This window comes from Thiothrix unzii, assembly GCF_017901175.1.
GTDB classification, from domain to species: Bacteria; Pseudomonadota; Gammaproteobacteria; order Thiotrichales; family Thiotrichaceae; genus Thiothrix; species Thiothrix unzii.
In genome coordinates this window covers 3,044,176-3,068,098 of the sequence record NZ_CP072793.1, presented here as the reverse complement: position 1 = coordinate 3,068,098, position 23,923 = coordinate 3,044,176, and the positions used below count along the sequence as shown (strand labels likewise).

The following is a 23,923-nucleotide window of genomic DNA, read 5'->3' as shown; positions in this document are numbered from 1 at the left end:
CACGAGTCGTTATAACAGCGGCAACACCCAAAACACCAATCAAAGCCAGCGCACTACGACCAGTAACACGCAAGCCAACCCTTTTGCGTCAATGCTTAACTCCAGCAGTGCTGCTTCGTTTCCTATGATGAATATGCTCAATATCATTATGCAGTTGATGCAAATGATTCAGCAAATGGCAAACAACAGCGGTAATAACGGCGGCAATTGCGGTGAAAACGGCAACGGCAACGGCAACGGCAACGGCAACGGCAACGGCAACGGAAACGGAAACGGCAACGGTAGTGGTCGTGGCGAAGGTTCTCATGGTCGTGGTCATGGACATGGCAATGATGGTTGCGGTATGAACCGTCCGCCAGTATGCCCACCAGCACCGTGCCCGACACCAACGCCGACACCAACGCCGACACCAACGCCAACGCCAACACCAACACCGACACCGACACCAACGCCGACACCAACGCCGACACCAACGCCGACACCAACGCCGACACCAACGCCGACACCAACGCCGACACCAACGCCGACACCAACGCCGACACCAACGCCGACACCAACGCCGACACCAACGCCGACACCAACGCCGACACCAACGCCGACACCAACGCCGTGCCCGACACCAACGCCAACGCCAACGCCAACGCCAACGCCAACGCCAACGCCAACGCCAACGCCAACGCCAACGCCAACGCCAACGCCAACGCCAACGCCAACGCCAACGCCAACGCCAACGCCAACGCCAACGCCGACGCCAACGCCAACGCCAACGCCGACGCCGTGTCCTACCCCAACGCCACGGCCTACGCCAGCACCAACACCATGTCCTACTCCGGCTCCTGCGCCATTGGGTTGGTGTGATGCGACGCAAAGTTGGAATGACACGCGCACTGATCCGTTGGCTGACCCGCGTGGCCCAAGAAGCTCGCCTGCGCCATCACCAGCACCGCAGCATTACACACCATCGCCTTCCCCTAGTCCGTCACCTGCACCTAGTTCATCCCCTAGCAGCGGTGGTGGTAGTGGCATGGGTTGGTGTGATGCAAGCCAAAGCTGGGTTAGCAAACACGATGATCCATTAGCGCGTTAAGCGTCCTCAACGTCAGCGACTAACCATGTCGCTGACATAAAAAAGGCTTCTCAAGGGAAGCCTTTTTATTGCTTGGCTGAATCAATCAGATAAACACAGAGCCAAAGCCGTGTTCTCGGAACCATTTGGTAATAATAAATTTTTCCCCGCTCTCAACCGGCATCCCGCAATGCAGTGTCTGGCGATTAATGACTCCATCTGCGGCTAGGTTGTTCCAGATAGCTGCGCGTCCTGTTTTGGGATAAATGGTGTGATCAAGGTAAGGAAAATACGTGCCGCCACCTTGTTCCACTTCATTCAGATAAACCGCAAATGTCCAAGTGCGCTGTCCGGCTTTACCTGCAACCTTGGGGTAAATATCTGGATTTAGTGGGAAGTAATCGTGATGCGCTTTCAATTCCTGCCCGACTTGATAAGCCTGCATTTGAATTGGCTCGGAATAAGGCCAGCGAATCCCCAGCGCGTGCGATATTTTTTCATCAATGGCTTTGATAAACGGGTAAGTATGCATTTCCAGATGACAGGTCATGCTGGTACGGAAATACGGGTCACCGTTGGAGTGCGTAGTTTGCGAGGGGGTTAAGCGTTCGCGCCCGTGTTCAATTAATTGTTGGCATTCCGCTTCGGTTAAAAAATTATCAATGGTATAGAGTTGCACCTCATCACTGGGGAAACGCTGTGCAATACCCTGCATTTCAGGGCGTTCCATACGTTGTGATAGAGCTTGGTAATCAATGCTGGCAGGGTACGGCGCATCTTTATACTGAGGCGGATAAGCATTGCCCATCACTGCTTGTAGGGTGGAATTGCTAAAACCGGCAGAGCGCATAATGTCATACAGCTCCAGCGGGTCGCAGGGGCGTGCAAGATTTTCGTCTAACCACACCTGCCATTCTTTATCCAAGGTTGAAATCATGGCAATACCTGCAAACGTTAGTGATTGGTGTGATAAAACATGTCGCCGGAACCTTTTTCACGGAACCACTTGGTAATAATGACTTTTTGGCCTTCTTCCACCGGCATTCCGTGGTGTAAGGTATTTCGGTTGGGTGTGCCATCGGGGTACAGATTATTCCAAATCACCGCTTGCCCTTGTTTCGGGTAGAAAATCTGATCCAAATACAGGAAGTGAGTGCCGCCGCCTTTGGGGGTGTCATTCAGGTAGATCATGAATGTCCAAGTACGCTGCCCCATTTCCCCGGTAAATTCTTGATAAACGTCCATATTGGGCGAAAAATAATCGTGGTGCGCTTTGAATTCTTGCCCGATAGCGTAATGTTGCGCCTGAATCGCTTCCGAATACGCTAAACGCACGCCCAATGCCCGTGAAATTTTGTCGTCAATGTAGCGCACAAACGGGTCTTCGTGATCATTTAAGTGGCAGGTCATGCTGGTGCGAAACGCTTTATCGCCGTTGTCGTGGGAAACTTCTGACGGGCGTAATTTTGCTTGGGTCAGGGCGATAACTTTGGCGCATTCGTCGGGGGTGAGGAAATCATCAATGGTATAGAGCTGGATTAAATCGGTATCAAAACGTTTTGCCCCAATGCGTTCTTGTTGCGTTTCAAGGGTTTGCGCTAACGCCAGGTAATCTACGCTGGGTGCATTATCAGTCTGCGTTTCAATGCCGACCGGAAAAGCATCGCCCATCATGGCTTGGATGGTGCTGATGTCAAAGCCGTTATCACGCATAATTTTATACAGATCGCCAACGTGACAGCCGCGCAATAAATTGTCATCCAGCCACAGTTGCCATTCTTGATCCAGTGCTGACATTACCGCCTCCTCTTTATTAATATTGGTAGAGTTTGTAGGGGTATCTTACTGGATTTGTCGATCCGCTCCGACGTTATCCGCCGAATTGTGGCAAAAAAACGAGGAGCGGTAGCGCGGGAATTACGGCGAAGGCGGTGGTGGTTGTAGTTGGGTCAACGCGGTATTGCCGTGGGTGTAGCCGGTGTCAAACGCACAAAAACTCCCGGAACATTCCTGCATATGCACCAGCTTATCGCTGACGTAGCGGCTTTCAAATCCAGCATAACGCAGGGTCAAGGCATCCAGCATCGCAATATCAATGGTTTCAAATTCCTGCCCATCCAGCACCTCGCGTGTTACAAAGCCGTGCGCTGAATCCCACACATTGAAAAACGTGCGGAAGCGGTCTTGTTTGTAAAAGCTGCTTTCGGTGAAGTTTGCCGCTACATCGCCGGGGATGTGATCTCCAAACGCGACCACGATGGTGCGTTCCGGCAATTTTTTAAGCTGGGCAACGAAGTTTTCATACGCTTTAACCGACAGTTTTAAGCGGTCGTTGTAATCCAGCAAAATCGAGCATTGCTTGGGCGACAGACTCGCATCACAGCGTTGGCTGTCCGGTTTGCTGTTTTTTTCGTGCGGTGAATGCTGCCGCATGGTGGCAACGAATGTGAATAACGGTTGATCATTGGTTTTGATTTGCTTGACTGCTTCATCAAAAAAGATTTCATCCGGGATGCGGTTCCATTGGCGTTTTGCGCATTCTGGTAAGGCTTTGCAGTCGATAAAATCCTGAATCCCCAATTGTTCGTGGAAACGTTGCCCGCCGTAAAACCGCCCAGCGGTGGGGTAGATCGTTTTGGTGCGATACCCCTGCGCGGCTAGTTGTGGCGCAATGCGTCCATCTAAGCGTCCGGGTGTGAATAAATTGATAGATTTCCAGCCATCACCATACAACGGTGGCGCGACTCCGTGCAAAAATGCGATTTCCTGCACCCAAGTTGAACCTCCCGCCGTATGCACTTTGAGCGGGTAAGCGTCCTTGAAGAATTTACCTTCAGCTTTAAACGTTGAAATGAGTTCCAAGGGAAAGGTCGACTCTTCCAAAATCACCACAATGTTGGGCTTTTCCGTCGGAGCTTGGGTAAAACTAGCGGCTTGCGTATCCGCTTTGAAGCAGCAATAGCTGGCTTTGCCGGGATGTTCGGGTTCTTGCAGTTGGGTGCGCCAAATGCTCTGCACAAAGGTGGGGAAGGTGTTTTTGTATTGCACAGTCCATTGCAAATCGACGTAATTGTTGGGTAAGTTCAATGCAGTGAAGCCGAGCATTACCCCGATCCAAGTGGCGATGGCAACTTTATGTTCACCTAAGCGCAGCGGTTTTTCCAACCACAGCAATAGCAATAGCAGCAAGCAATAACCGGTAATCAGTGCGGTGGGTAACAAACCCATTTCCAGCAAGGTTTCCCCGCTCAATAGCGCGACAATCAGATCGGGTGCAACCAATTGTGAGCCAAGAAACTGGTATTTAATCGCAGCCCCAACCCACAAACCCACCAGCGTCAGCGAGGCCATGCCAGCGGCGAACCAAGGGCGACGTGCCAGTGCGAGGATGCCGCCAAACAAGCTTGCCCATGTCAGAAAAATATACAGACGATTGTAAACAGCACCCCATACACCGTTAGTGCCTTGATCCACGGTGAGGATATAGGGCATTACCAACGTCACGGGAAGGACAATCAACAGTGGAAGGTAACGGCGGTAATGGTGCGACATGGGTTCCCCAATAAAATTTTCTTGGCTAGGATAACCGCTTTGTCATCAATTTGTCACATTAGTTGCATTAACTTGGATGAAGGGCATAAAAAACGCCTCACGAGGAGGCGTTTTCAGCTACCAGCTTTAAGCGCGAAGCTTAGAGTGAGTAGTACATATCAAACTCAACCGGGTGAGTTGTCATGCGGAAGCGGGTTACTTCTTCCATTTTCAGGTCGATATAAGCATCAATCATGTCGTTGGTGAATACACCGCCTGCGGTCAGGAATTCACGGTCTTTGTCGAGTGCATCCAGTGCCATATCCAAAGAGTGGCAAACCCGTGGGATGAGTTTGTCTTCTTCCGGTGGCAGGTCGTACAAGTCTTTATCCATCGCTTCACCTGGATGAATCTTGTTCTTGATGCCATCCAAGCCTGCCATCATCAGTGCTGCAAATGCGAGGTAAGGGTTAGCAGACGGGTCAGGGAAACGCACTTCGATACGGCGACCTTTCGGGCTTGCCACGAACGGGATGCGGATAGACGCGGAACGGTTACGTGCGGAATAAGCCAGCATAACCGGTGCTTCAAAGCCAGGAACCAAACGCTTGTAAGAGTTTGTGCCCGGATTGGTGATCGCGTTCAGTGCTTTAGCGTGTTTGATAACACCGCCGATGTAGTACAGCGCGGTTTCAGACAAACCCGCATAACCGTCGCCCGCGAAAGTGTTTACGCCGTCTTTTGCTAAAGACATATGCACGTGCATCCCAGAACCATTGTCGCCGACGATAGGTTTAGGCATGAAGGTAACGGTTTTGCCGTACTGATGCGCAACGTTGTGGATAACGTATTTTTGACGTTGCACCCAATCCGCACGGGTGGTCAATGTCGCAAAACGTGTACCGATTTCGCACTGGCCTGCGGTAGCGACTTCGTGGTGGTGAACTTCAACCGGAACGCCGACTTCTTCCAGAATGTTACACATGGTGGAACGGATGTCTTGGAAAGAATCGACAGGAGGAACAGGGAAGTAACCGCCTTTGGTGGTTGGGCGATGTCCCATATTGCCGTCTGGATACACTTTTTCGGAGTTCCAGCCTGCTTCTTGCGAGTCAATTTTAACGAAAGAACCGCTCATGTCCGAACCCCAGCGCACGTCATCAAAGATGAAGAATTCAGGTTCCGGGCCAAAGAATGCGGTGTCAGCAATGCCGGTGGATTTCAAATACGCTTCTGCACGCATCGCGATGGAACGCGGGTCACGCTCGTAACCTTCCATCGTGGTTGGGTCAACGATACCGCAGGAAATGTTTACGGTTACGTCTTGGAAAAACGGGTCAACGAATGCGGTAGTTGGGTCTGGCATCAGAATCATGTCGGATTCGTTGATACCTTTCCAGCCAGCAATGGAAGAGCCGTCGAACATTTTGCCTTCAGTGAAGGTGTCTTCTTCTACGGTATAAGCAGGAACGGTAACGTGATGCTCTTTGCCACGGGTATCAGTGAAACGAAAATCGACGTATTTCGCGTCGTTATCTTTGATCATGTTAAGAACGTCTTGTGCAGACATTGCAAGCCTCCTGATGAGTAGAAAAATAATAGTTTTTCAGATAAGCCGCGATGTTACGCAGACTAGGGGGCACTGTAAATAATAGGCAAAAAAAAGGGCGTGATAAATCACGCCCTTCGTAGCAGGGATTACCCTTACTTGATGAACAGCATTTCGCTGTATTTAGGCAGTGGCCACATTTCGTCAGAAATCAGCGTTTCGAGGGTGTCAGCGTGAGCACGAACTTCGGTCATTAAGCCGCGCACGGTATCAGCCAAGAAGCGCATGTGGTCTTGCACGCTGTCGAAGTCGTGTTTAGCACGGGCTTCACTTAACTTACCAACTGCAACCATCAGTGCATTGGCTGTTGTAGCAACGCTTTGTGCAACGCTGTTATCCAGTGAAATGCCCAGCTCTTGCAGGTTAGCGGAAGTCGCTGCCAACTCAGACAGGTAAGTAACCGCCGCAGGGTAAATCATGGTGGTAGCCATGTTAACCATCAGCTTGGCTTCTACGTCGATGCTGTTGATGTATTGTTCAGCGTAAACTTCAAAACGGCTGTGCAGTTCTGCCGGAGTCAAAACGCCAGTGCGCTCGAACAAACCGGCTACTTCAGGGCTTAACAGTTCTGGCAATGCATCCGCAGAGGTTGGCAGGTTTTTCAGGCCGCGCTCTTCAACAGCGGCTTTGTGCCAGTCTGGGGAGTAACCGTTACCGCCGAATACCGCGTTACCGTGTTGTTCCATCAACGTTTTCAGTACCGCTAAGGTAGCAGTCGCAACGTCTTTGCCGCCGGTGAGTTCTGCTTCCAACTTGTCAGCAACCCAGTTCAGGGAGTCAGCCAGCATGGTGTTCATGGCAATTAACGGGCCAGACACGGACTGTGAAGAACCCACTGCACGGAATTCAAAACGGTTGCCAGTGAACGCAAACGGTGAAGTACGGTTACGGTCGCCGGGGTCACGGTCGAAGTGCAGAATCTGGGACAGACCTAAATCCATCTTGCCGCCTTTTGCCGTTTTGAGGATTTTGCCGTCTTTGATGTCTTGGAAAACTTTTTCGAGTTGGTCGCCCAAATAAACTGACAAAATCGCCGGAGGTGCTTCGTTCGCGCCCAAACGGTGGTCGTTAGATGCAGATGCGATAACCGCACGCAGCAATGGCCCAAACAAATGTACGCCACGGATTACCGCGCCGCAGAATGCCAAGAAGTGCAGGTTGTCTTCTGGGGTATTACCCGGATCAAGCAAGTTGCCTTGAGTGCTGTTACCCACAGACCAGTTAACGTGTTTGCCTGAACCGTTTACGCCAGCGAACGGTTTTTCATGCAACATGCACAGGAAACCGTGGGCTTTCGCGGTGGTTTTCATGATGGTCATCAGCAATTGCTGATGGTCAGCCGCAACGTTCGCTGCTTCAAAGTAAGGTGCGATTTCAAACTGACCCGGTGCAACTTCGTTGTGGTGGGTTTTAGCAGGAATGCCCAAGCGGTAGAGCTTGTCTTCGATGTCTTGCATGTAGACTTGGACGCGCTCTGGGATTGCGCCGAAGTAATGGTCATCGAATTGTTGACCTTTCGCCGGAGCTGCACCAAACAGGCTGCGACCAGACAACAGGATGTCAGGGCGGGCAGTAGCAAAGGCTTCGTCGATCAGGAAGTATTCCTGTTCCGCGCCACAGCTAGAGTTCAGGGTGGCAACGTCAGTTTCGCCCATCAGTTTCAATACGCGCTGGGCAGCCGCGTTCATCGCTGCATTGGAGCGCAGTAATGGGATTTTCTTGTCGAGTGCTTCGCCAGTCCAAGACAGGAATACGCAAGGAATCATCAGTGTTGCGCCATTAGCAGTGTGCATAATGTACGCAGGGCTGGTTGGATCCCATGCGGTGTAACCACGCGCAGAGTTAGTTGCACGGATGCTGCCGTTAGGGAAAGAAGAACCATCCGGTTCGCCCTTGATCAGCAGGCTGCCGCTGAAATCAGTGATGGCATTGCCTTCTGGGCTGGTGATGATGAAGCCGTCGTGCTTTTCAGCCGTAGCATTGGTCATCGGGTAGAAAATGTGTGAGAAGAATTTCGCGCCTTTAGACATCGCCCATTCTTTCATTGCCGCTGCGACAACATCCGCTGTTGCAGGGTCAAGTGGTGCGCCCGTCTGGAAGGTTTTCTTCATGGCTTTGAAGGCATTTTTGGAAAGGCATTCTTCCATGCGTGCCAGATTGAAAACGTCACAAGCCCAGATTTTGCTTAATGGATCGGTTTTGCCGAGATCCATTGGGGAACGTTGGCTGATGGTCTGGATTGCTTGGGTACGCGCTAAATTGCTGCTCATCTATTAACCTCGTTCGATAGAATAAATCACAAATGATGAGGAAGTATGCAAGTTTTGTGCCATTCCATAAAAAATCCCTCACCCCAACCCCTCTCCCGTCAAACGAGAGAGGGGATAAGGAAAACAGTCTCTTGCTCCCCCTCTACCGCTTGGCGGGAGAGGGGGTTGGGGGGTGAGGGGTTTATTTGCTATCACCAAAACAGTGCTTAACACACAATTAATGCACTATTTTGGTGAAAAAGCTGGCGTGCTCAATTAAGGGGATGCTACCGCAAGCGTGCCGAAATGCCGCGAGTACTTCCGCAGAAGGTGTTTCTTTCAAAACTATTTCCAGTTGGAGTTTGCCGCCGTTGTAATGCAAGGTGAGGTCGTCGACGCTGGCTAAAAGTGTTGCCGCCTCCGGGAGTGCCTGCAATGTGCTTAGTAATTCGGCACGCGACGGCAGATTTTTACACGGATGCACCGTTTCATCGTCTTCCGGGTCAATGTGAATTACCACATCGCTAATGCTGGGAAACTGTTTGCGTAAGCGGTACATCACGGTTTCGCCGATGTGATGCCCTTCGGACACGCTGATGCGCCCATCCACTTGCAAATGCACGTCAGCTAATACGCGCCCACCCATACGACGTGTGCGTAATAAATGCACGCTTTCCACCCCGTTGATGGCGCAAATGAAATCACGAATATCCTGCACTTCCTGCGCGTCCAGCCCGGTATCCACCAGTTCGCTGGTGCTTTCCAGAATCAGTTGGATCGCCATGTAAAAAATCATGATGGCGACAAGTATCGCCGCCACTGAATCTAACCAAGGGAAACCCAGTTGCGCCCCGCCAATCGCCAACAATACCAACACCGATGAAATGGCATCCGAACGGTGATGCCATGCACTAGCTTTGAGCATCGGCGAACTGATGCGTTTGGCAACGTGGACGGTGTACTGATAAAGCCCTTCCTTGCCGATAATCGCCAGTGCTGCAATAGCCATTGCCCAAGGTTCCGGGGTCACTAATGGCGCATCACCCGCGAGTCGATCCCATGCTTGCAGGAAAATAGCGGCAGCAACGCCACCGAGCAAAATACCCAAAATGACCGTGGCGAGGGTTTCAATGCGCCCATGCCCGTAAGGGTGGTTGGCATCGGCTGCTTTTCCCGCATGATGCGCGGCAAACAGCACCACAATATCGCCCACCAAGTCTGACAGGGTATGCATTGCATCCGCTACCAAGGCTTGCGAGTGCGTCAAAATGCCACCAATGATTTGCGCAATGGTGAGGAAAATATTAACCGCCATGCCCACCATCGCTACCCGGCTGGTAACGGCTTTGCGGCTGTTGTCCGGGGCGTTGGCTTCCGTTGGGGCGTGGTGATGTCCGCTCATGGCTGGCCTCCGGTTTGCAGCACAATGGTGTATTCACGCCCTTCGGTGCGGGTTTCCAGCACGCAGTGTCCGTGAATCCGCGCCCATGCGGGAATATCGTGTAACGCACCGGGGTCGGTGCAAACAGCGGTAACGCAGGTTCCGGCAGGGAGGCTTTCAATGGCTTGTTGCACGCGAATTACTGGCAGTGGGCACAGTAAGCGGCGTGCATTGACGTGAACAGCTTCAGGTGTCATGGCGGCAATACGGTGTTGTAATTTTTGGCGAAATTCCAGCGGATTCTTTTGCAAGGTTAACTCGCCGGGGCGCGGGTTGTGCTGTTCATACAGGCGCGACAGCCAAAAGCGTAACGCGGCGGTGCGTAGCAATGCAGGCCACGCCTGCTGTTCCTGCGGTTCCCACGGGCGTAAGGCTTGGTAATGGCTGACGCACGCTTGCAAGCGCGTTTCATCCAATGAGCCATCCGCCTGACAACACCAGTCATTTACCACTACCGCCAAGTCGTATAACAAACAGTCGTTGCAAGCGAAATACACGTCCAGCACACCACTGAGGTTTTCCGCATCAAATAACACATTATCACGAAATAAATCTGCGTGAATCGTGCCTTGTGGCAATTCTGCAAACGCAATGGTCTGCTGAAAGGCAATTTCGGCACGCAACAATTCGGCATCCGCTGCGTCCAATTGCGGCAACACGGTGTGCGCCATTTGCATTCGCCAACGGTGGTCACGGTCGGAAGCGCGATGCAGGGTAAAATCCCGCGCTGCAAGGTGCATCCGTGCCAACATTGCACCAATCGCGGCACATTGAGCGGGCGTGGTTTGCTGTGGGTGTGTGCCAGGTAAACGCGCCACCAGCGCGGCGGGTTTTGCGTTTAATGTGCCTAAGACTTCGCCATGCCGGTTTGCCAAAGGCGCAGGCACGGGAATGCCTGCCGCAGCCCAATGTTGCAGCAATGCGAGAAAATAGTGCAAAGCGTCGGGGCGGTGTTGCTCAAATAAGGTGAGAACGTATTCCCCAGTGGTGGTGCTGACAAAGAAATTGCTGTTTTCAATGCCAGCTTGAATACCAGCAAACCCCACGCACTCGCCGACGGGATAATCGCTTAAAAAGGCAGCTAACTCGGCGGCACTAACGGGGGTATAAACTGACATGCATTACCAAGTAAATAGTTTCCAACTGGAAATTTTCATATCGCTGCCTTGGTGCGCACTTTGGCTTTTACCTTGTGAGCCGTTGGACTCAATCAGGTTGTAACCGTCCGCGCTGCCCGTTGGCACGTAACGTAATTCGCTGCGCATGGCTTGCACGCGGTCTTCTTCAATCGTGCCGAAGCGGTCTTCCACACGGATGTTTTGCATTTTCAGCTTGCCAACGGTTTCGCTGTCTACGCTGTCAGCGGAAGCAACAGTCGCTTCTTCCATCGGTACGTCAACGGCGACTGGTTCCACTTCAGCTTCAACATCAGCTACTACCGCTTGTGGGGCAACTTCCGGCATTGCTTCCGCAGCCATCGGTTCAATCGCGTAAACCGATGGTGCGGTTTCATCGGCATGAGCGGCTACACCGCTGAGTGTTGTCAGCCCAAGAGCAACAGCCAGTAAGACGGTTGTTTTCATTATTATATCTCCATGAAATTAGCGCGTTCGGCAGCAGAGGGGCCGGAAACCGCGCGTTCGTAATAGTGGAAAATGTGTTTAACGATGGCATCTGCGTCATCAAGGACGACAAACAAATCCAAGTCATCGGCAGCTATTGTACCCTGTTTTACCAGCGTATTCCTGAACCACTCCAGTAGCCCCGTCCAGAATGGCGTGTGCACTAGCACGATGGGTATCTTACGGCTTTTCCCGGTTTGTACCAAGGTAATGATTTCCGCCAATTCATCCAATGTGCCAAAACCACCGGGCATTACCACGTAAGCAGAAGCGTATTTAACAAACATCACCTTGCGTGAGAAAAAGTGCCGGAAATACAGCGATACATCTTGGTAAGCGTTGGTCTGTTGCTCGTGCGGTAGCTGAATGTTTAAACCGACGCTGGGCGATTTCCCGGCGAATGCCCCTTTGTTGGCGGCTTCCATTAAGCCGGGGCCGCCACCGCTGACCACCGCGAAACCCGCATCCGATAACTTGTGCGCAATGGCTTCCGTCAAAGCGTACAGTGGGTCATCCGCTAAAATACGTGCCGACCCAAAAATACTCACCGACGGGCGTAAATGTGCCAAGCGTTCAAAGCCATCCACAAATTCCCCCATGATCTGAAACACTTTCCAGCTTTCGCGGGCGAGTTCTTCGTCACTGATGGGCATCAACGCGGGATGATGGTTACGGTGTTGTGCATCCATAGTGCAGGGTTTCCGGTTAAGCGGTTTTTTCAGCCGGAGTAAACGTGCGGATCGTGAGCGCGTGCAATTGCCCGGAGGTAATCGCCTCGTTCACCGCAGCGTAAACCAGTTGGTGGCGTTTCAGTGTATTTAAACCAGTAAATGCCTCGCTGATAATGTCAGTTTCGTATTTATAACCGTCACCGCTGACACTGATTTGTGCGTCTGGCAGTTTATCTTGAATCATTTGTTTTACTGCGTCGTTGCTGATGCTCATTGGAATGCTCCACGGGTGCGACAAAGATGCAGATTATACTATGCCCCCGCCGACAACGCTTATTACTATGCGTATAATGGCGGCATTCAATTATTTTAGAAGGGCAAGTCGATGAACAAGGTGAGTACGCAGTTGGTTGAGCAAGTCAAAGATACCTGTCACGAGTTTTGTGCAGCGTTAACTGATGAAGAAGTATCGCGTTTCGTGCGTTATACCCGCATCCGTGAAATGGGTTCGCAGGAAGTGGTCGCGGATATTGGCGAAATCAGCGATCGTTTTTACTTGGTTATCGGCGGTTCTATCAAATTATTGCAAGTGGATGGCGAAAAAGAATTCGAGGTGGGGCGTATTGAACCGGGTTGTTTGGTGGGGGAAATGTCGTTTTTCGATCGTCAACCACGCACAGTGCGGTTACGGGCGCGGCGTAGTGGGGTGCGTTTGCTGGAAATTAATCGTCAAATGTATAACCGGATTCGGATTGAAGAGCCATACATTGCCACCAATTTGCTGGAGTTTGTGATTCGCAGTTTGGATAGCTTGGTGCGTCATTTGAGCGATGAGAACGCTAAATTACATAAGCAGGTAACGGGTTTAGGCTACCGTTAATACGCCGCACCGCCCGTGAAAAAAGAAAGCCAGCAATGCTGGCTTTCTGGTGAGCTGGAAACAGTAACGGGTTACTTTTTCTCGCCTTCCGCCGGTTTTGCGTCCGCAGGTTTAGCATCGGCTTTCGCTTCTGCTGGCTTAGCATCCGCAGGTTTAGCATCCGCTTTTGCTTCTGCTGGTTTTGCATCCGCCGGTTTAGCATCGGCTGGTTTTTCTTCTGCTTTCGCAGCACCTGCTGGTTTAACGGTAGTCAAACCGAGGATAGCCCAGTCTTGCATCCCACCGCGATACCACTTGATTTTGTCTGCCGGGTAGCCAAACTTCAACAGCGTTTTGATATTGGTTGGTGATTGACCGCACCACATACCGTTACAGAACATGACCAGTGTTTTCGCACCTGAGTAGTCAAATACTTTGCTTACTGCGTCGCCGCCAGCCGCTACCGCTTCATCAACGGCTAAAGAGTCTTTGCCATCTGCCAATTTCGCGCCGAAGTCTTCGGTCAAAATCTTGATAATGTCGTCAGTGCTCGCGCCTTTGTCCGGTGCTAAACCTTCCCAAGGAATGTTTTTCGCGCCCGGAATCGTGCCTTTCTCAACCCAGTCTGGGGTACGTGAGTCAACCACCAAAATGCTTTTATCACCGCCGTTCATCTTTTCCAGATAGCCTAACATGCCCATTTCAGCGATGGTTTGTACGCCATCAGCAATGGTGTCAGGTTGAATACAGAACGGTGGGCAAGGGCGTGAGGTTTTCGCGAAGTCATCAACAACAACCGCTTTGTTGTCTTGGTTACGCTTGATTTCAACATCTTTACCGTCGTGTTTAACAGTAACGCTCATCTTGTCAGCAGTAATACCAACCGGCTTGGCTTCGTCAGCCGCGATGACCGCGCTTGAAAAGCTCAAACCTGCTGCCAATGCAGCAATACCCAACAGTTTCGTTAATTTCATGTAAGTCCTCCAATGGTGGTTATAAGATTTAACCGCACTTGCTCCTCTCCAAGGCAAGGCGATTCAATCGTGCTCAGTCGGTAATGGCCTAGTTGCAATCCGGCTCATCGCCTTTTTTCTTTGCGTCGCCGCCTTCAGCAGGTTTGGCTTCGCCCGCTGGTGCAGGAGCCGCAGCGTCGGTAGCAGGTTTAGCTGCGTCTGTTGCTGCGGGAGCTGCGGTATCAGTGGCAGGTTTGGCTGCATCTGTTGTTGTGGCTGCTGGTGTTGTTGCGGTTTCCGCTGGTTTAGCTTCACTCGCAGGTGCAGCCGTTTCAGCAACTTTCGCATCTGCTGGTGCAGCCGTCGCAGCCTTCGCCGGATCATCTTCAGCACACGCGGTTAAACTGGTGATGGATAACAAAGCCAATAAAAAGAAATGGGGTAATTTTTTCATCCTGATGATCCTAACTGTAAATTGCTTTAGTTTTCGTGGTGAGGCATACATTTAACAGAATTCATTTCCAGCCACAAGTATTTTTATATGTGGTATAGATTAATGCAAAAGTTCCCTAAGCCTCTGAAAAACTTAATATTAATATATAAGCATATTATAAGTAACTTACATTAAGGCTTATTGTTGCAGCCAAAACGTTACTGGGCCGTCATTGACTAAACTCACCTGCATATCCGCGCCAAATACACCTTTAGAAACATTGGGGTAATATTGGGTAGCTTGGTTATAAAATAACTCAAACAATTCCCGCCCTAGTAGCGGATCAGCGGCAGGGGTAAAGCTGGGGCGCGTACCTTTACGAGTATCCGCAGGCAAGGTGAATTGCGGCACGATCAGCAGCCCACCCTCAATATCGCGCAACGACAAATTCATTTTGCCCGCATCATCGGCAAAAATCCGGTAGCCCAGCACGCGCTCTAACAAACGTTGCGCATCAGCGGCGGTGTCGGCTTTTTCCACGCCCAGCAATAGCAAAATACCGCGCCCGATTTGCCCGACATTCACCCCATCCACCTCCACCTGAGCGCGAGTAACCCGCTGAAGCAGTGCGATCATGCAAGTTTATCCAGCAAAGCATCGGTGGCATCCACTAACGCTTGTTGAATCGGGGTTTCACTCGCGGCGTGCCCGCAGTTAGGAATAATGTGGAAATCCGCGTTTTGCCACACGTTATGCAATGCAGTGGCCTGTTCCAGCGGGCAAATCATGTCATAACGTCCGTGAATAATGCTGCCCGGTAAATGTGCTATCCGGTGCGCATCGCGCAGCAATTGATCTGGCTCGAAAAAACCGTCATTGATAAAATAATGTGCTTCAATCCGCGCCACGCTCATCGCGGTGTAAGGGTCGGAAAAATGTGCAACGACACTCTCTTTCGGTTGCAAATTCGCAGTGCGCCCCTCCCACACCGACCATGCTTTGGCGGCTTGCATCCGCGCAATTTCGTTTTCCCCGGTCAATCGCCGGTAATACGCCGCCAGCATATTATCGCGCTCATTCAGTGGAATCGGTGCGAGGTAATCTTGCCAATAATCCGGGTAAATCCGTTCAATTCCCTGACCTTGTTGGTAAAACCACGCAATATCGCGCTGCCGACATAAGAAAATGCCGCGCAATACCATGCCGCTTACCCGTGCGGGGTATTGCTGCGCATACGCCAGTGCCAGTGTGGAACCCCATGACCCGCCAAAAATCGCCCATTCGTCGAGACCTAGGCTTTCGCGAATCAATTCCATGTCGCTGACCAAATCCCATGTGGTGTTATTTTCCAACGAGGCATGAGGCGTGGAGCGTCCGCAACCGCGCTGATCGAACAAAATAATGCGGTAGCGAGTGGGGTCAAAAAACTGCCGATGCCAAGTTTCACAGCCAGAGCCGGGGCCGCCGTGCAAAAATACAATCGGAACTCCGTTTGGATTGCCGCATTCTTCAACGTAAAGGGTGTGTATCTCGTCCACGGCGAGGAAAAAATGCCGGTTTTCGTGGATGGGGGGATAAAGTGGCAGCACGTCAATCTCCTGTGGACGAATTAGTCTTGGCAGTTTAGACGAAATCCGCCCCAGCAAAAAGGCTCACAAATATTCGTGAATGTTAACCATGCCGAGTATGTACAACAGCTCATTGCTAGTAATGTTGCCGAATTCCTGCCGAATGCCGAGTAATACTTTTTCTGCGTAACGCGGTGCGATCCCGAAGGTATGCGGAATGCTTTTCATCGGCTTGCCGGTCAACAGGTGTTTGAGTACCGTTTTTTGAGTGGTATTCAAATTTTCCAGTAGCGGCTGAATGAAAAAGCGCAGCGATTCTTTGGAGTTAATCACGGTAGCGTGATAGTCGCTGGCAAGCGTGAAAAGTTGCGCGAGATGCGTTTTTTTCAGGTTTTGGAAGTGTGCCAAACTCTGGTTTTTACTAATGACAGAGATTCCGGCAATCGCAAAGGTTCCCCGTAGTGCTGGGACAGACAGGCCGTACTGGATGCCAAAGTGCTTTCTGGCATCTTCGGTGACGGCGCGTTCTTCGCGACTGACGTGACCGGCGTTAATTTCCTCCCACCAGTCAATCGCTTTTTTCCAATCCTGTAATGCCAGCCGCAGCACAAAATCCCGGTTGCCGTAATTGTGCTGAATGTAATGCGCCACAAAAGGGGCAAGGCTGGCGGAATAGTGCAGCACGGGTTGCACCTCTTTACTCATGTACATCGGCTTGGGGTAGAAAGAGTACAACACGCCGTCAAAGCCTAAGTCACTGACCGCTTTAGTCAGTGTCGCGAATTCATCCCCAAAAAACGGGAGGGGAGTGGGGGTAAGAGGTGCTTCGGTCACAATGTTGCATTACCATGAAAAATCATCGGGTTTAATAGCAAACTTTTTGGGCATTCGTCTATATGCCGTAACGTCTAAACGCAAAAAGGCTCCCGAAGGAGCCTTTTTTAATCACTTGGTAAGCGAGTGATTACTTAGCCGGTGCTGCTACTGGAGCCGCTGGCATTACAGGAGCAAAGCCGTTGCCGTTTTGTGAAGATTGACCAGTAGCGTAAACGTTGTTTTTGTTGTCGCCGTAGCCATAGCCGTTACCAGCAGCATACCAGTCGCCGTTGCCTTTGCCGTTAGCAGCCATGTCGCTAGCCATGTCAGTTTTGCCTTTGCCTTTGAAGTTGATGCTGAATTCAACTTCGCCGTCAGCAGTGCCTTTGTTTTTGCTGAAACCGTTCATGTCGCCAGCACCGTTGCCGTAGCCATTGGTGTTTGCCGCTGTGTTTACAGTGCCTTGGTTGTTGCCTTGACCAGTTGCAGTGCCGTTGTCGATGAATTCAGCAGAAGCAGCACCAGACAGTGCGATCAGGGTAGCAAAAACGATAGTTTGTAATTTCATAGTAATCTCCTAGCAAAGGTTGGTAATTTCTGTATCTATGTACGTGATGGAGAAAATTATAATATTAGCATTTACTAATGTAAAGTAATTTTTTACGGTAGAAGTCACTACCTATCCAAAATGGATATATGCCCCTTGCTTGAGGGGATAAAGCAGGATAAATCCCCTGAATTGTTGGCGGGTAATGGCGGGGGTGAAGCCTGTTATTCCACGGCAAAGGGGGTTATTATCACGGGCTTATCGACTTTTCCAACCACAAAGCTCTGGACTGTATGGATCCTTTAACCCTCCTGTTATTGCTCCCCGTTGTGGGTGCGGTAGTCGTGGCTGTGTTGCCAGACAATCGCCCTGCCTTGTTACGTTACACCGCGATTGGTGCAGCTTTGCTCACGTTGGTTTACGCGCTGAGTTTGCTGACACAGTTTGACTTGGCTGCACCCGGTAGCCAATTGTCTGTGCATCATGTGTGGAACTCGCAACTCGGTACGGCATTCGCCCTCGGTGTTGACGGCTTTTCCCTGCCTTTGGTACTGCTCACCACACTGCTGGTGTTAATGGCGATGCTGGCTTCGCACATGATTACCCACCACGTTAAAGGCTATTACCTGCTGCTGCTGTTACTGGAGGCCGCCACGATGGGGGTGTTCATGGCGCAGGACTGGGGTTTGTTTTACGTGTTTTGGGAATTGGTGCTGATTCCGTTGTTCTTTTTGATTGATCGTTGGGGCGGCAAAAATCGCCAGACGGCGGCGTTAAATTTCGTGCTGTACACCATGGGCGGCTCAGTATTCATGTTGCTGGCGTTACTGATGTTGTTTGATGCAACGCCTTCCCATGCGTTCAGTTTTGCGGCAATGGCGGAAGGGGCAAAATCCTTATCCACGGGCGAACAGACTGTTATTTTCCTCGGCTTGTTGATTGGTTTTGGGGTGAAAATGCCGATCTTCCCGTTGCACGGGTGGTTGCCGTTAGCCCACGTTGAAGCTCCTAGTCCGGTGAGTATTTTACTGTCAGGTATTTTGCTGAAAATGGGGTCGTATGGCTTGTTGCGTGCCATTGAAATCCTGCCTGCGGCGGCTCATGCGCTGCAAAACGTGTTGTTTACGATTGGGGTAATCGGCTTGTTGTACGGCGGTTTGCTGGCTTGGCGGCAAAGCGATATGAAAAAAATGATTGCGTATTCGTCCGTGAGTCACATGGGCGTGGTGTTAATCGGGATTGCGACGCTGAACACTTACGGCATTATCGGTGCACTGTATCAAATGGTGGCGCACGGTTTGGTGGCAGGGGCGACGTTTATGCTGATTGGCTTGCTGTATGAGCGTACCCACACCCGAGATATTAACGATTACGGCTCGTTGATTCGGGTGACTCCGCGCTTTGCGTTTCTGATTATTTTGGCGTTTGTGGGCGGGGTGGGTTTGCCCAGTACTGCCGGGTTCGTGGCGGAATTGCACGTTTTGATCGGTGGTTTCCAGCAATGGGGTTGGGCTATCGTGGCATTGTCGTTGGGGGTGTTGATTACCGCGACTTACAGTATTCGCACTATTAAGCAGTTGTATACCGGGCCGATGCGCTTGGATATGCAGCAAGTAGAAGATTTACGCCCCTTAGAATGGATTGCGGCTGGCACGCTGATTGTGGGGATGTTGGTGCTGGGCTTTTACCCCGCGCCGTTACTTGATTTGATTACCTTGGCGGCAGAACCGTTTGTGGCAGCGGTTACGTTGCACGCCCCGGCTATTTCTGGGGGGGCAATGCCGTGAGTCACGCTGGGCAGGTGCATCAACAGCCGTCGCAACGTTTTGCCCATTTGCTGGAGCATTTAGCGCATATTTTGCCGGGGCAAGCACCGTTGCGAGATTTTGTGCATCACAATACGTTGCACGGGTTTCAGCACTTGCCTTTTCCGCAGGCTTTAAAGCAAATGCACGAGATTACCGGGGCTTATGGCTATTGGCCGGTGGCTCGGTTTCGTGAGCAATTTCAGCGCGGGCGCATTGATGCGGCGGATTTGGATGCGGTATTGCAGGCGGATGCCGGGTTGGATGCCGGGTTGGATGCGTCAGCGGTGATTTTTACCCATGCCGAGGGTGCTGTTACCCGTGGGGATGTGTATCGTGCGGCGTTGATTCACCCGATTAAAGCGATTTCACCGAGTCAGTTTGTGTGGCAGGTGGAAGAAAACCGGGTGCTGGAACGCTTTGGTGAGCTGTGGGCAGGGTGTTTGGAGGCGTTGAGTTTGCAGCATTACTTGTTGCACTCCGAAGAGTTAATGACGTTTTCCCCAGAGCGGGCGGTGCGTTTGTTTGCGGCGGAATTGGCGCAAACGGCGGAAACCTCAATGGAAGAACGCTTGGTGCAGGATGCACAACGTTTATTGCTGGATTGGGTGGGGCAGGTTGGCACGCACTACACGGTGCGCAGTTTGCTATTGGCGGTGACGGGCGAAGATATTATGCACAGCGTGCGCCCGTTGTTATTGCGGCAAATGGGAGCTTGGTTGGATCAAGGTTTAGCCGCTTGGACGAATGCCGAACGTGCGCCGCGCTTGTTTGCCGCATGGCGCGAAGCCAGTCTCAATGATTTAACTCCGTTGCTGGAAGATTTACCCGATTGGCGCGAACACTTAGCCTCGTTACCGGATGAACCAGCAGCGGTGATTGTCGCGGAATTGCAGCGTTTAGGGATTCCCGAAGCGCATTGGGACGGTTATTTAGAGTGCTTGGCGTTGGAAATGCCGGGTTGGTCGGGGATGTTTTTATGGCGTGAACAGCATCCGGGGTACGGCGGGGAACGTGCGGCAGCAGTGGATATGCTGGATTATCTGGCGTTACGCTTGGTGCTGGAACACTTGTTTGCGCGGCGTTTGTGCCGTCGTATTTGGTGGATGGAAGCCAATGTTGATGTGATTCGCGGGCGGTTTCGGCGGCATTGGGCTGAATTCTTGGTGCGTTATTACACCTTTCAGCAGCCATTGCCGGAATATTTGCTGACTCCGGCACAGCAGTTGATTCGGCATACGCGCCCACGGGTTTACGAAGATCAGCAGTGGGAACAGTTAGCGCACCAGATGTGGACTTGGGCGCAAGTTGGTAACGGCAGCGTGGGGGCTGCTTACCATCACGGTTGGCGGTTATTTCGGTTGATGCAGCATCTCAAGGTGGATGCGGCGACGGTACGCTCCTTGTCGCATGAGCAACTCGCCAGCATTTTCGCGTGTTTGGATGCGATGGATGAAGAACGTGCGGGTTTTTTGTGGTTGCAAGCCTATGAACGCCATTACCGCGAACAAATCTTCAATGCGGTGGTGAACAACCACGGGCGCGGCATGTGGCGCAACCGCGAGCAACGTCCGCAAGCGCAATTAGTGTTTTGCATGGATGAGCGCGAAGAAGGCATTCGCCGCCATCTGGAAGAATTAAACCCGCAAATTGAAACACTGGGCGCGGCGGCGTTTTTCAATTTGCCGATGAACTGGCAAGGCTTAGACGATAAAGACGTGACCAAACTCTGCCCCGTGCCAGTGATTCCGGTGCATTTGGTGCGCGAAATTCCTGATATAGCGGACGATGATTTGGATTTGCGCCAACACCAGTTACGGGTGAGTTGGCGTAAACGCTTGTTTGCACATTTGCAGCACGTTACCCGCCACCATTTACTGCTGGGGACGCTCAGTCAAATGCTGCTCGCGCCTGCTTCGCTGGGGATTATGTTGGGTAAATCCTATTTGCCGCTGGGGTTCGGGCAATGGGTGAAAGGCTTGCGACGCAAGGTGGATAAGCCGATTCCGACCACTTTGGAATACATTGCATTGCAGTCCAACACCGAGCGTTCCAGTGCGCAAAACCAGATGGGGTTTACGGATGCGGAACAGGCCGACAAAGTGGGTGGGTTTTTGCGGATGATCGGTTTGACCGACGGTTTCGCGCCGTTGGTGGTCATTATGGGGCACGGTTCGACCAGCCAAAATAACCCACACGCTGCTGCTTATGAGTGCGGTGCGTGCAGCGGTCGGCACAGTGGTCCGAATGCGAGGGTGTTTGCGGCCATGGCTAACCGTGGAGAAGTCCGTGAATTGTTGGCGGCGCAAGGCTTGGTGATTCCGGCGGATACGTGGTTTGTGGGGGCGGAACACGACACTTGCGACGAACACATTCCTTGGTTTGATACCCATAAAATCCCCGCCGCTTGGCAACAACCTTTGCAGCAATTACAAGCCCTATTGGAGGAGGCTTCGCGCCATTCTGCGCACGAACGTTGCCGCAAATTGGCTTCTGCCCCGCGTAAACCCAGCCTGCAACAAGCTGCGGCACACATTGCCAGTCGCGCGGTGGATTATAGTCAAGCCCGCCCCGAATTAGGTCACGCGACTAACGCTTGGGCATTGATCGGGCGACGTGCTGTCACCCGTGGCAGTTTCTTGGATCGACGCTGCTTTTTGATTTCCTACGATTGTACCCGTGACCCGGATGGCAAGATTTTGGAAAACATTTTGCTGAGCGCGGGGCCGGTGGGTGCAGGGATTAACCTTGAATACTATTTTTCCACGGTCAATAACGAGCGTTACGGCGCGGGTACGAAAGTAACCCATAACCTCACGGGTTTGTTTGGAGTGATGGAAGGCGTATTCAGCGATTTGCGCACCGGTTTGCCGCAGCAAATGATCGAAATCCACGAACCAATGCGCTTGCTGGTGGTGGTTGAGGCTAAAGCCGCACTGGTTGGGGAGATTTACGCACGCCAGCCGCCGTTGCAGGAATTGATCGGTGGCGGTTGGTTGTTGTTGGCGGTGAAAGACCCGGATTCGGCGGCGATTGATTGGTTTGTGCCGGGGACGGGGTTTGTGCGTTGGGAGGGGGACGTGAGCGAGTTGGCAACAGTTGAGCGTTCGGCGCAGTGGTATAGCGGGGATTATGGGCATTTGTCACCGGCGTTGGTGACGGCGAATGCCGTGACTTTGGAGACACACCATGCCCAATGAATTACTCCTATTAATCCCCGGCCTCCCTTTCCTAGCCGCCCTGTGGATCGTCCTCGGCTTCATCTTCGGTTGGAATCGCGGCGAAAAAGGTGAGCGTGAAACCGCGTTTGTGGTCGTTACCGCGAACACGCTGAGTTTGCTGGCGATGTTGGCTCTGGCGATTTATGACTTTACCCACGGCGCACCGGGTCATGTGGTGGTGTTTTCGTGGTTGCAAAGTGGTGCTTATCAGGCGAATGTGAGTTTGATGCTGGATACCTTGAGTTTGTCATTCGGGGTGGTGATGGCGACGATTAACCTGTTGGTGGTGCGTTTTGCGGTGAATTATTTGCATCGTGAAAGTGGTTTTCAGCGGTTTTTCATTGTGATGGCGTTGTTTTCGTGTGCGATGTTGCTGATCGTGTTGTCGGGCAGTGCCTTGCTGGGCTTTATCGGCTGGGAAATGGCGGGGATTAGCTCGTATATGCTGATCACTTACGCATGGCAGCGCGAAGCCGCTACCGAAGGTGCGACTCGTGCCTTTGTGACCAACCGTTTTGGCGATACCGGGTATTTGTTTGGGATGTTTATGGCGTTTGCGTGGTTGCACACTACCGAGTGGAACGTGTTGTTGCAGCCGCACGCGCAAATGTCGGGTTTGATCGTGGGCATTATGGCGATGGGCTTTATGCTGGCGGCGTTGGTAAAATCGGCGCAATTTCCGTTCAGTGCGTGGATTACCCGTGCGTTGGAAGGCCCCACGCCGTCAAGTGCGGTGTTTTACGGCTCGGTGATGGTGCACGCGGGGATTTATTTATTGCTACGCATCGCGCCGCTGCTGGAACAGGTGGTGATGCTGCAATACTTGTTGCTGCTGTTGGGGACATTAACTGTGTTGTACGGTTGGCTGGGGGCGCAGGTACAAACCGATATTAAAAGCTCCTTATTGTTTTCGACCCAGCAGCAAACCGGCTTAATGTTGGTGGAAATCGGCATGGGTTGGTATACCCTTGCGAGCGTACACATGATTTTGCACGCGATTTGGCGGGCGTATCAGTTTTTGCATTCACCTTCGTTTTTGCAGCAAACCGAGTGGCAGCCCGCGAAATCCGCCCCGCAGTGGTTGCGGCGTTACCCTTGGTTATACAGCACAGCGGTGCAGCGTTTTTGGTTGGTTCCGCTGGAAAATGCCTTGTTGGTGCGTCCGACGCTGGCGTTGGCGTTGGAAACCCAGCGTTTTGACAGCCATTTTATTGACCGTTTAACCGGGATGCCATCCGACGGGCAGCATTTGTCGACCTTGGCGGAAATGCAGGCGTTTCAGCAAGGTAAATTGCATTTGGACAATGCGGTGGGGGTCGGTTCTGGGGTATTGGGTAAGCTGATGCAGTGGGTTGCGGAACATTTTGAGTGGTTGGAGTCGCGTTTATTGCTGCAACAAGGCGGTGGTAAATGGGGTGCAGCCTTGCGCCAAGCCGGAGAGTATCTGGACGAAATTGAAGCGTTGTTGATGCAGCCGCGCTATTTGATTTTGCTGATAGCGATGACCTTGGCGGTGATTTTGTAAGGAATAA

General features: G+C 51.9%; 22 protein-coding genes. 5 read left to right on the top strand and 17 right to left on the bottom strand.

Annotated elements, in window-relative coordinates:
• Positions 1-146: 146 nt before the first annotated feature.
• Complete coding sequence (locus tag J9260_RS15330; RefSeq protein WP_210218585.1) at positions 147-767, bottom strand: hypothetical protein; 621 nt, start codon at positions 765-767, stop codon at positions 147-149.
• A gap of 77 nt (positions 768-844) precedes the next feature.
• Between J9260_RS15330 and J9260_RS15325 the strand changes: the two genes are divergently transcribed.
• On the top strand, positions 845-1,087 hold the full coding sequence (locus tag J9260_RS15325) for a hypothetical protein (protein WP_210218584.1): 243 nt from the start codon (positions 845-847) through the stop codon (positions 1,085-1,087).
• 85 nt (positions 1,088-1,172) lie between these two features.
• Here the strand turns inward: J9260_RS15325 and J9260_RS15320 are convergent, their stop codons facing one another.
• The 10 genes from J9260_RS15320 to J9260_RS15275 all read right to left on the bottom strand — a co-directional run bounded on the left by J9260_RS15320 (position 1,173) and on the right by J9260_RS15275 (position 12,463).
• Positions 1,173-2,003: a prolyl hydroxylase family protein gene (locus tag J9260_RS15320; protein ID WP_210218583.1), complete on the bottom strand. Its 831-nt coding sequence runs from the start codon at positions 2,001-2,003 to the stop codon at positions 1,173-1,175.
• A gap of 17 nt (positions 2,004-2,020) precedes the next feature.
• On the bottom strand, positions 2,021-2,863 hold the full coding sequence (locus tag J9260_RS15315; protein WP_210218582.1) for a prolyl hydroxylase family protein: 843 nt from the start codon (positions 2,861-2,863) through the stop codon (positions 2,021-2,023).
• Between the two features lie 120 nt (positions 2,864-2,983).
• Positions 2,984-4,618, bottom strand: a complete 1,635-nt coding sequence (locus J9260_RS15310) for a sulfatase-like hydrolase/transferase (RefSeq protein WP_210218581.1) — start codon at positions 4,616-4,618, stop codon at positions 2,984-2,986.
• 139 nt (positions 4,619-4,757) lie between these two features.
• Complete coding sequence (gene glnA / locus J9260_RS15305) at positions 4,758-6,167, bottom strand: glutamate--ammonia ligase (RefSeq protein ID WP_210218580.1); 1,410 nt, start codon at positions 6,165-6,167, stop codon at positions 4,758-4,760.
• Between the two features lie 134 nt (positions 6,168-6,301).
• Positions 6,302-8,476 carry a glutamine synthetase III family protein gene (locus J9260_RS15300; RefSeq protein WP_210218579.1) on the bottom strand — a complete coding sequence of 725 codons (2,175 nt, stop codon included), beginning with the start codon at positions 8,474-8,476 and terminating at the stop codon, positions 6,302-6,304.
• A 217-nt stretch (positions 8,477-8,693) separates the two neighbouring features.
• Positions 8,694-9,857 carry a cation diffusion facilitator family transporter gene (locus tag J9260_RS15295; protein WP_210218578.1) on the bottom strand — a complete coding sequence of 388 codons (1,164 nt, stop codon included), beginning with the start codon at positions 9,855-9,857 and terminating at the stop codon, positions 8,694-8,696.
• Positions 9,854-11,014 carry a homoserine kinase gene (locus tag J9260_RS15290; RefSeq protein WP_210218577.1) on the bottom strand — a complete coding sequence of 387 codons (1,161 nt, stop codon included), beginning with the start codon at positions 11,012-11,014 and terminating at the stop codon, positions 9,854-9,856. Before J9260_RS15290 ends, J9260_RS15295 begins: the two co-directional genes overlap by 4 nt.
• Positions 11,015-11,017: 3 nt before the next feature.
• Entirely contained in the window at positions 11,018-11,479 is a 462-nt protein-coding gene (locus tag J9260_RS18705) for a hypothetical protein (protein WP_246499472.1), read from the bottom strand.
• 2 nt (positions 11,480-11,481) lie between these two features.
• Entirely contained in the window at positions 11,482-12,207 is a 726-nt protein-coding gene (locus tag J9260_RS15280; RefSeq protein ID WP_210218576.1) for an LOG family protein, read from the bottom strand.
• A 16-nt stretch (positions 12,208-12,223) separates the two neighbouring features.
• A complete protein-coding gene (locus J9260_RS15275; protein ID WP_210218575.1) occupies positions 12,224-12,463 on the bottom strand; it encodes a BolA family protein in 240 nt (79 codons plus the stop codon).
• Positions 12,464-12,574: 111 nt separating this feature from the next.
• Here J9260_RS15275 and J9260_RS15270 point away from each other — a divergent pair, with 111 nt between their 5' ends.
• Positions 12,575-13,069, top strand: a complete 495-nt coding sequence (locus J9260_RS15270) for a Crp/Fnr family transcriptional regulator (RefSeq protein ID WP_210218574.1) — start codon at positions 12,575-12,577, stop codon at positions 13,067-13,069.
• 71 nt (positions 13,070-13,140) lie between these two features.
• On the opposite strand, the gene J9260_RS15265 is transcribed toward J9260_RS15270, so the two are convergent.
• From J9260_RS15265 to J9260_RS15240, 6 genes are all read right to left on the bottom strand, one after another.
• Positions 13,141-14,022, bottom strand: coding sequence for a rhodanese-like domain-containing protein (locus tag J9260_RS15265; RefSeq protein WP_210218573.1), 882 nt, complete (start codon positions 14,020-14,022; stop codon positions 13,141-13,143).
• 88 nt (positions 14,023-14,110) lie between these two features.
• A complete protein-coding gene (locus tag J9260_RS15260) occupies positions 14,111-14,455 on the bottom strand; it encodes a hypothetical protein (RefSeq protein ID WP_210218572.1) in 345 nt (114 codons plus the stop codon).
• A gap of 177 nt (positions 14,456-14,632) precedes the next feature.
• Entirely contained in the window at positions 14,633-15,070 is a 438-nt protein-coding gene (gene dtd, locus J9260_RS15255) for a D-aminoacyl-tRNA deacylase (RefSeq protein ID WP_210218571.1), read from the bottom strand.
• Positions 15,067-16,023, bottom strand: a complete 957-nt coding sequence (gene pip, locus J9260_RS15250) for a prolyl aminopeptidase (RefSeq protein ID WP_210218570.1) — start codon at positions 16,021-16,023, stop codon at positions 15,067-15,069. Before pip ends, dtd begins: the two co-directional genes overlap by 4 nt.
• Before the next feature lie 63 nt (positions 16,024-16,086).
• Positions 16,087-16,836 (bottom strand): autoinducer binding domain-containing protein, encoded by a 750-nt coding sequence (locus J9260_RS15245; RefSeq protein ID WP_210218569.1) that lies wholly within the window; start codon positions 16,834-16,836, stop codon positions 16,087-16,089.
• Positions 16,837-16,966: 130 nt separating this feature from the next.
• Positions 16,967-17,386, bottom strand: coding sequence for a hypothetical protein (locus tag J9260_RS15240; protein WP_210218568.1), 420 nt, complete (start codon positions 17,384-17,386; stop codon positions 16,967-16,969).
• 272 nt (positions 17,387-17,658) lie between these two features.
• Here J9260_RS15240 and J9260_RS15235 point away from each other — a divergent pair, with 272 nt between their 5' ends.
• From J9260_RS15235 to J9260_RS15225, 3 genes are read left to right on the top strand one after another with little or no spacing between them, the layout of a single operon-like run.
• Complete coding sequence (locus J9260_RS15235) at positions 17,659-19,152, top strand: complex I subunit 4 family protein (RefSeq protein WP_210218567.1); 1,494 nt, start codon at positions 17,659-17,661, stop codon at positions 19,150-19,152.
• Positions 19,149-22,370, top strand: a complete 3,222-nt coding sequence (locus tag J9260_RS15230) for a DUF2309 domain-containing protein (protein WP_210218566.1) — start codon at positions 19,149-19,151, stop codon at positions 22,368-22,370. Before J9260_RS15235 ends, J9260_RS15230 begins: the two co-directional genes overlap by 4 nt.
• Entirely contained in the window at positions 22,360-23,916 is a 1,557-nt protein-coding gene (locus J9260_RS15225) for a proton-conducting transporter transmembrane domain-containing protein (protein ID WP_210218565.1), read from the top strand. Before J9260_RS15230 ends, J9260_RS15225 begins: the two co-directional genes overlap by 11 nt.
• Positions 23,917-23,923 lie beyond the last annotated feature (7 nt).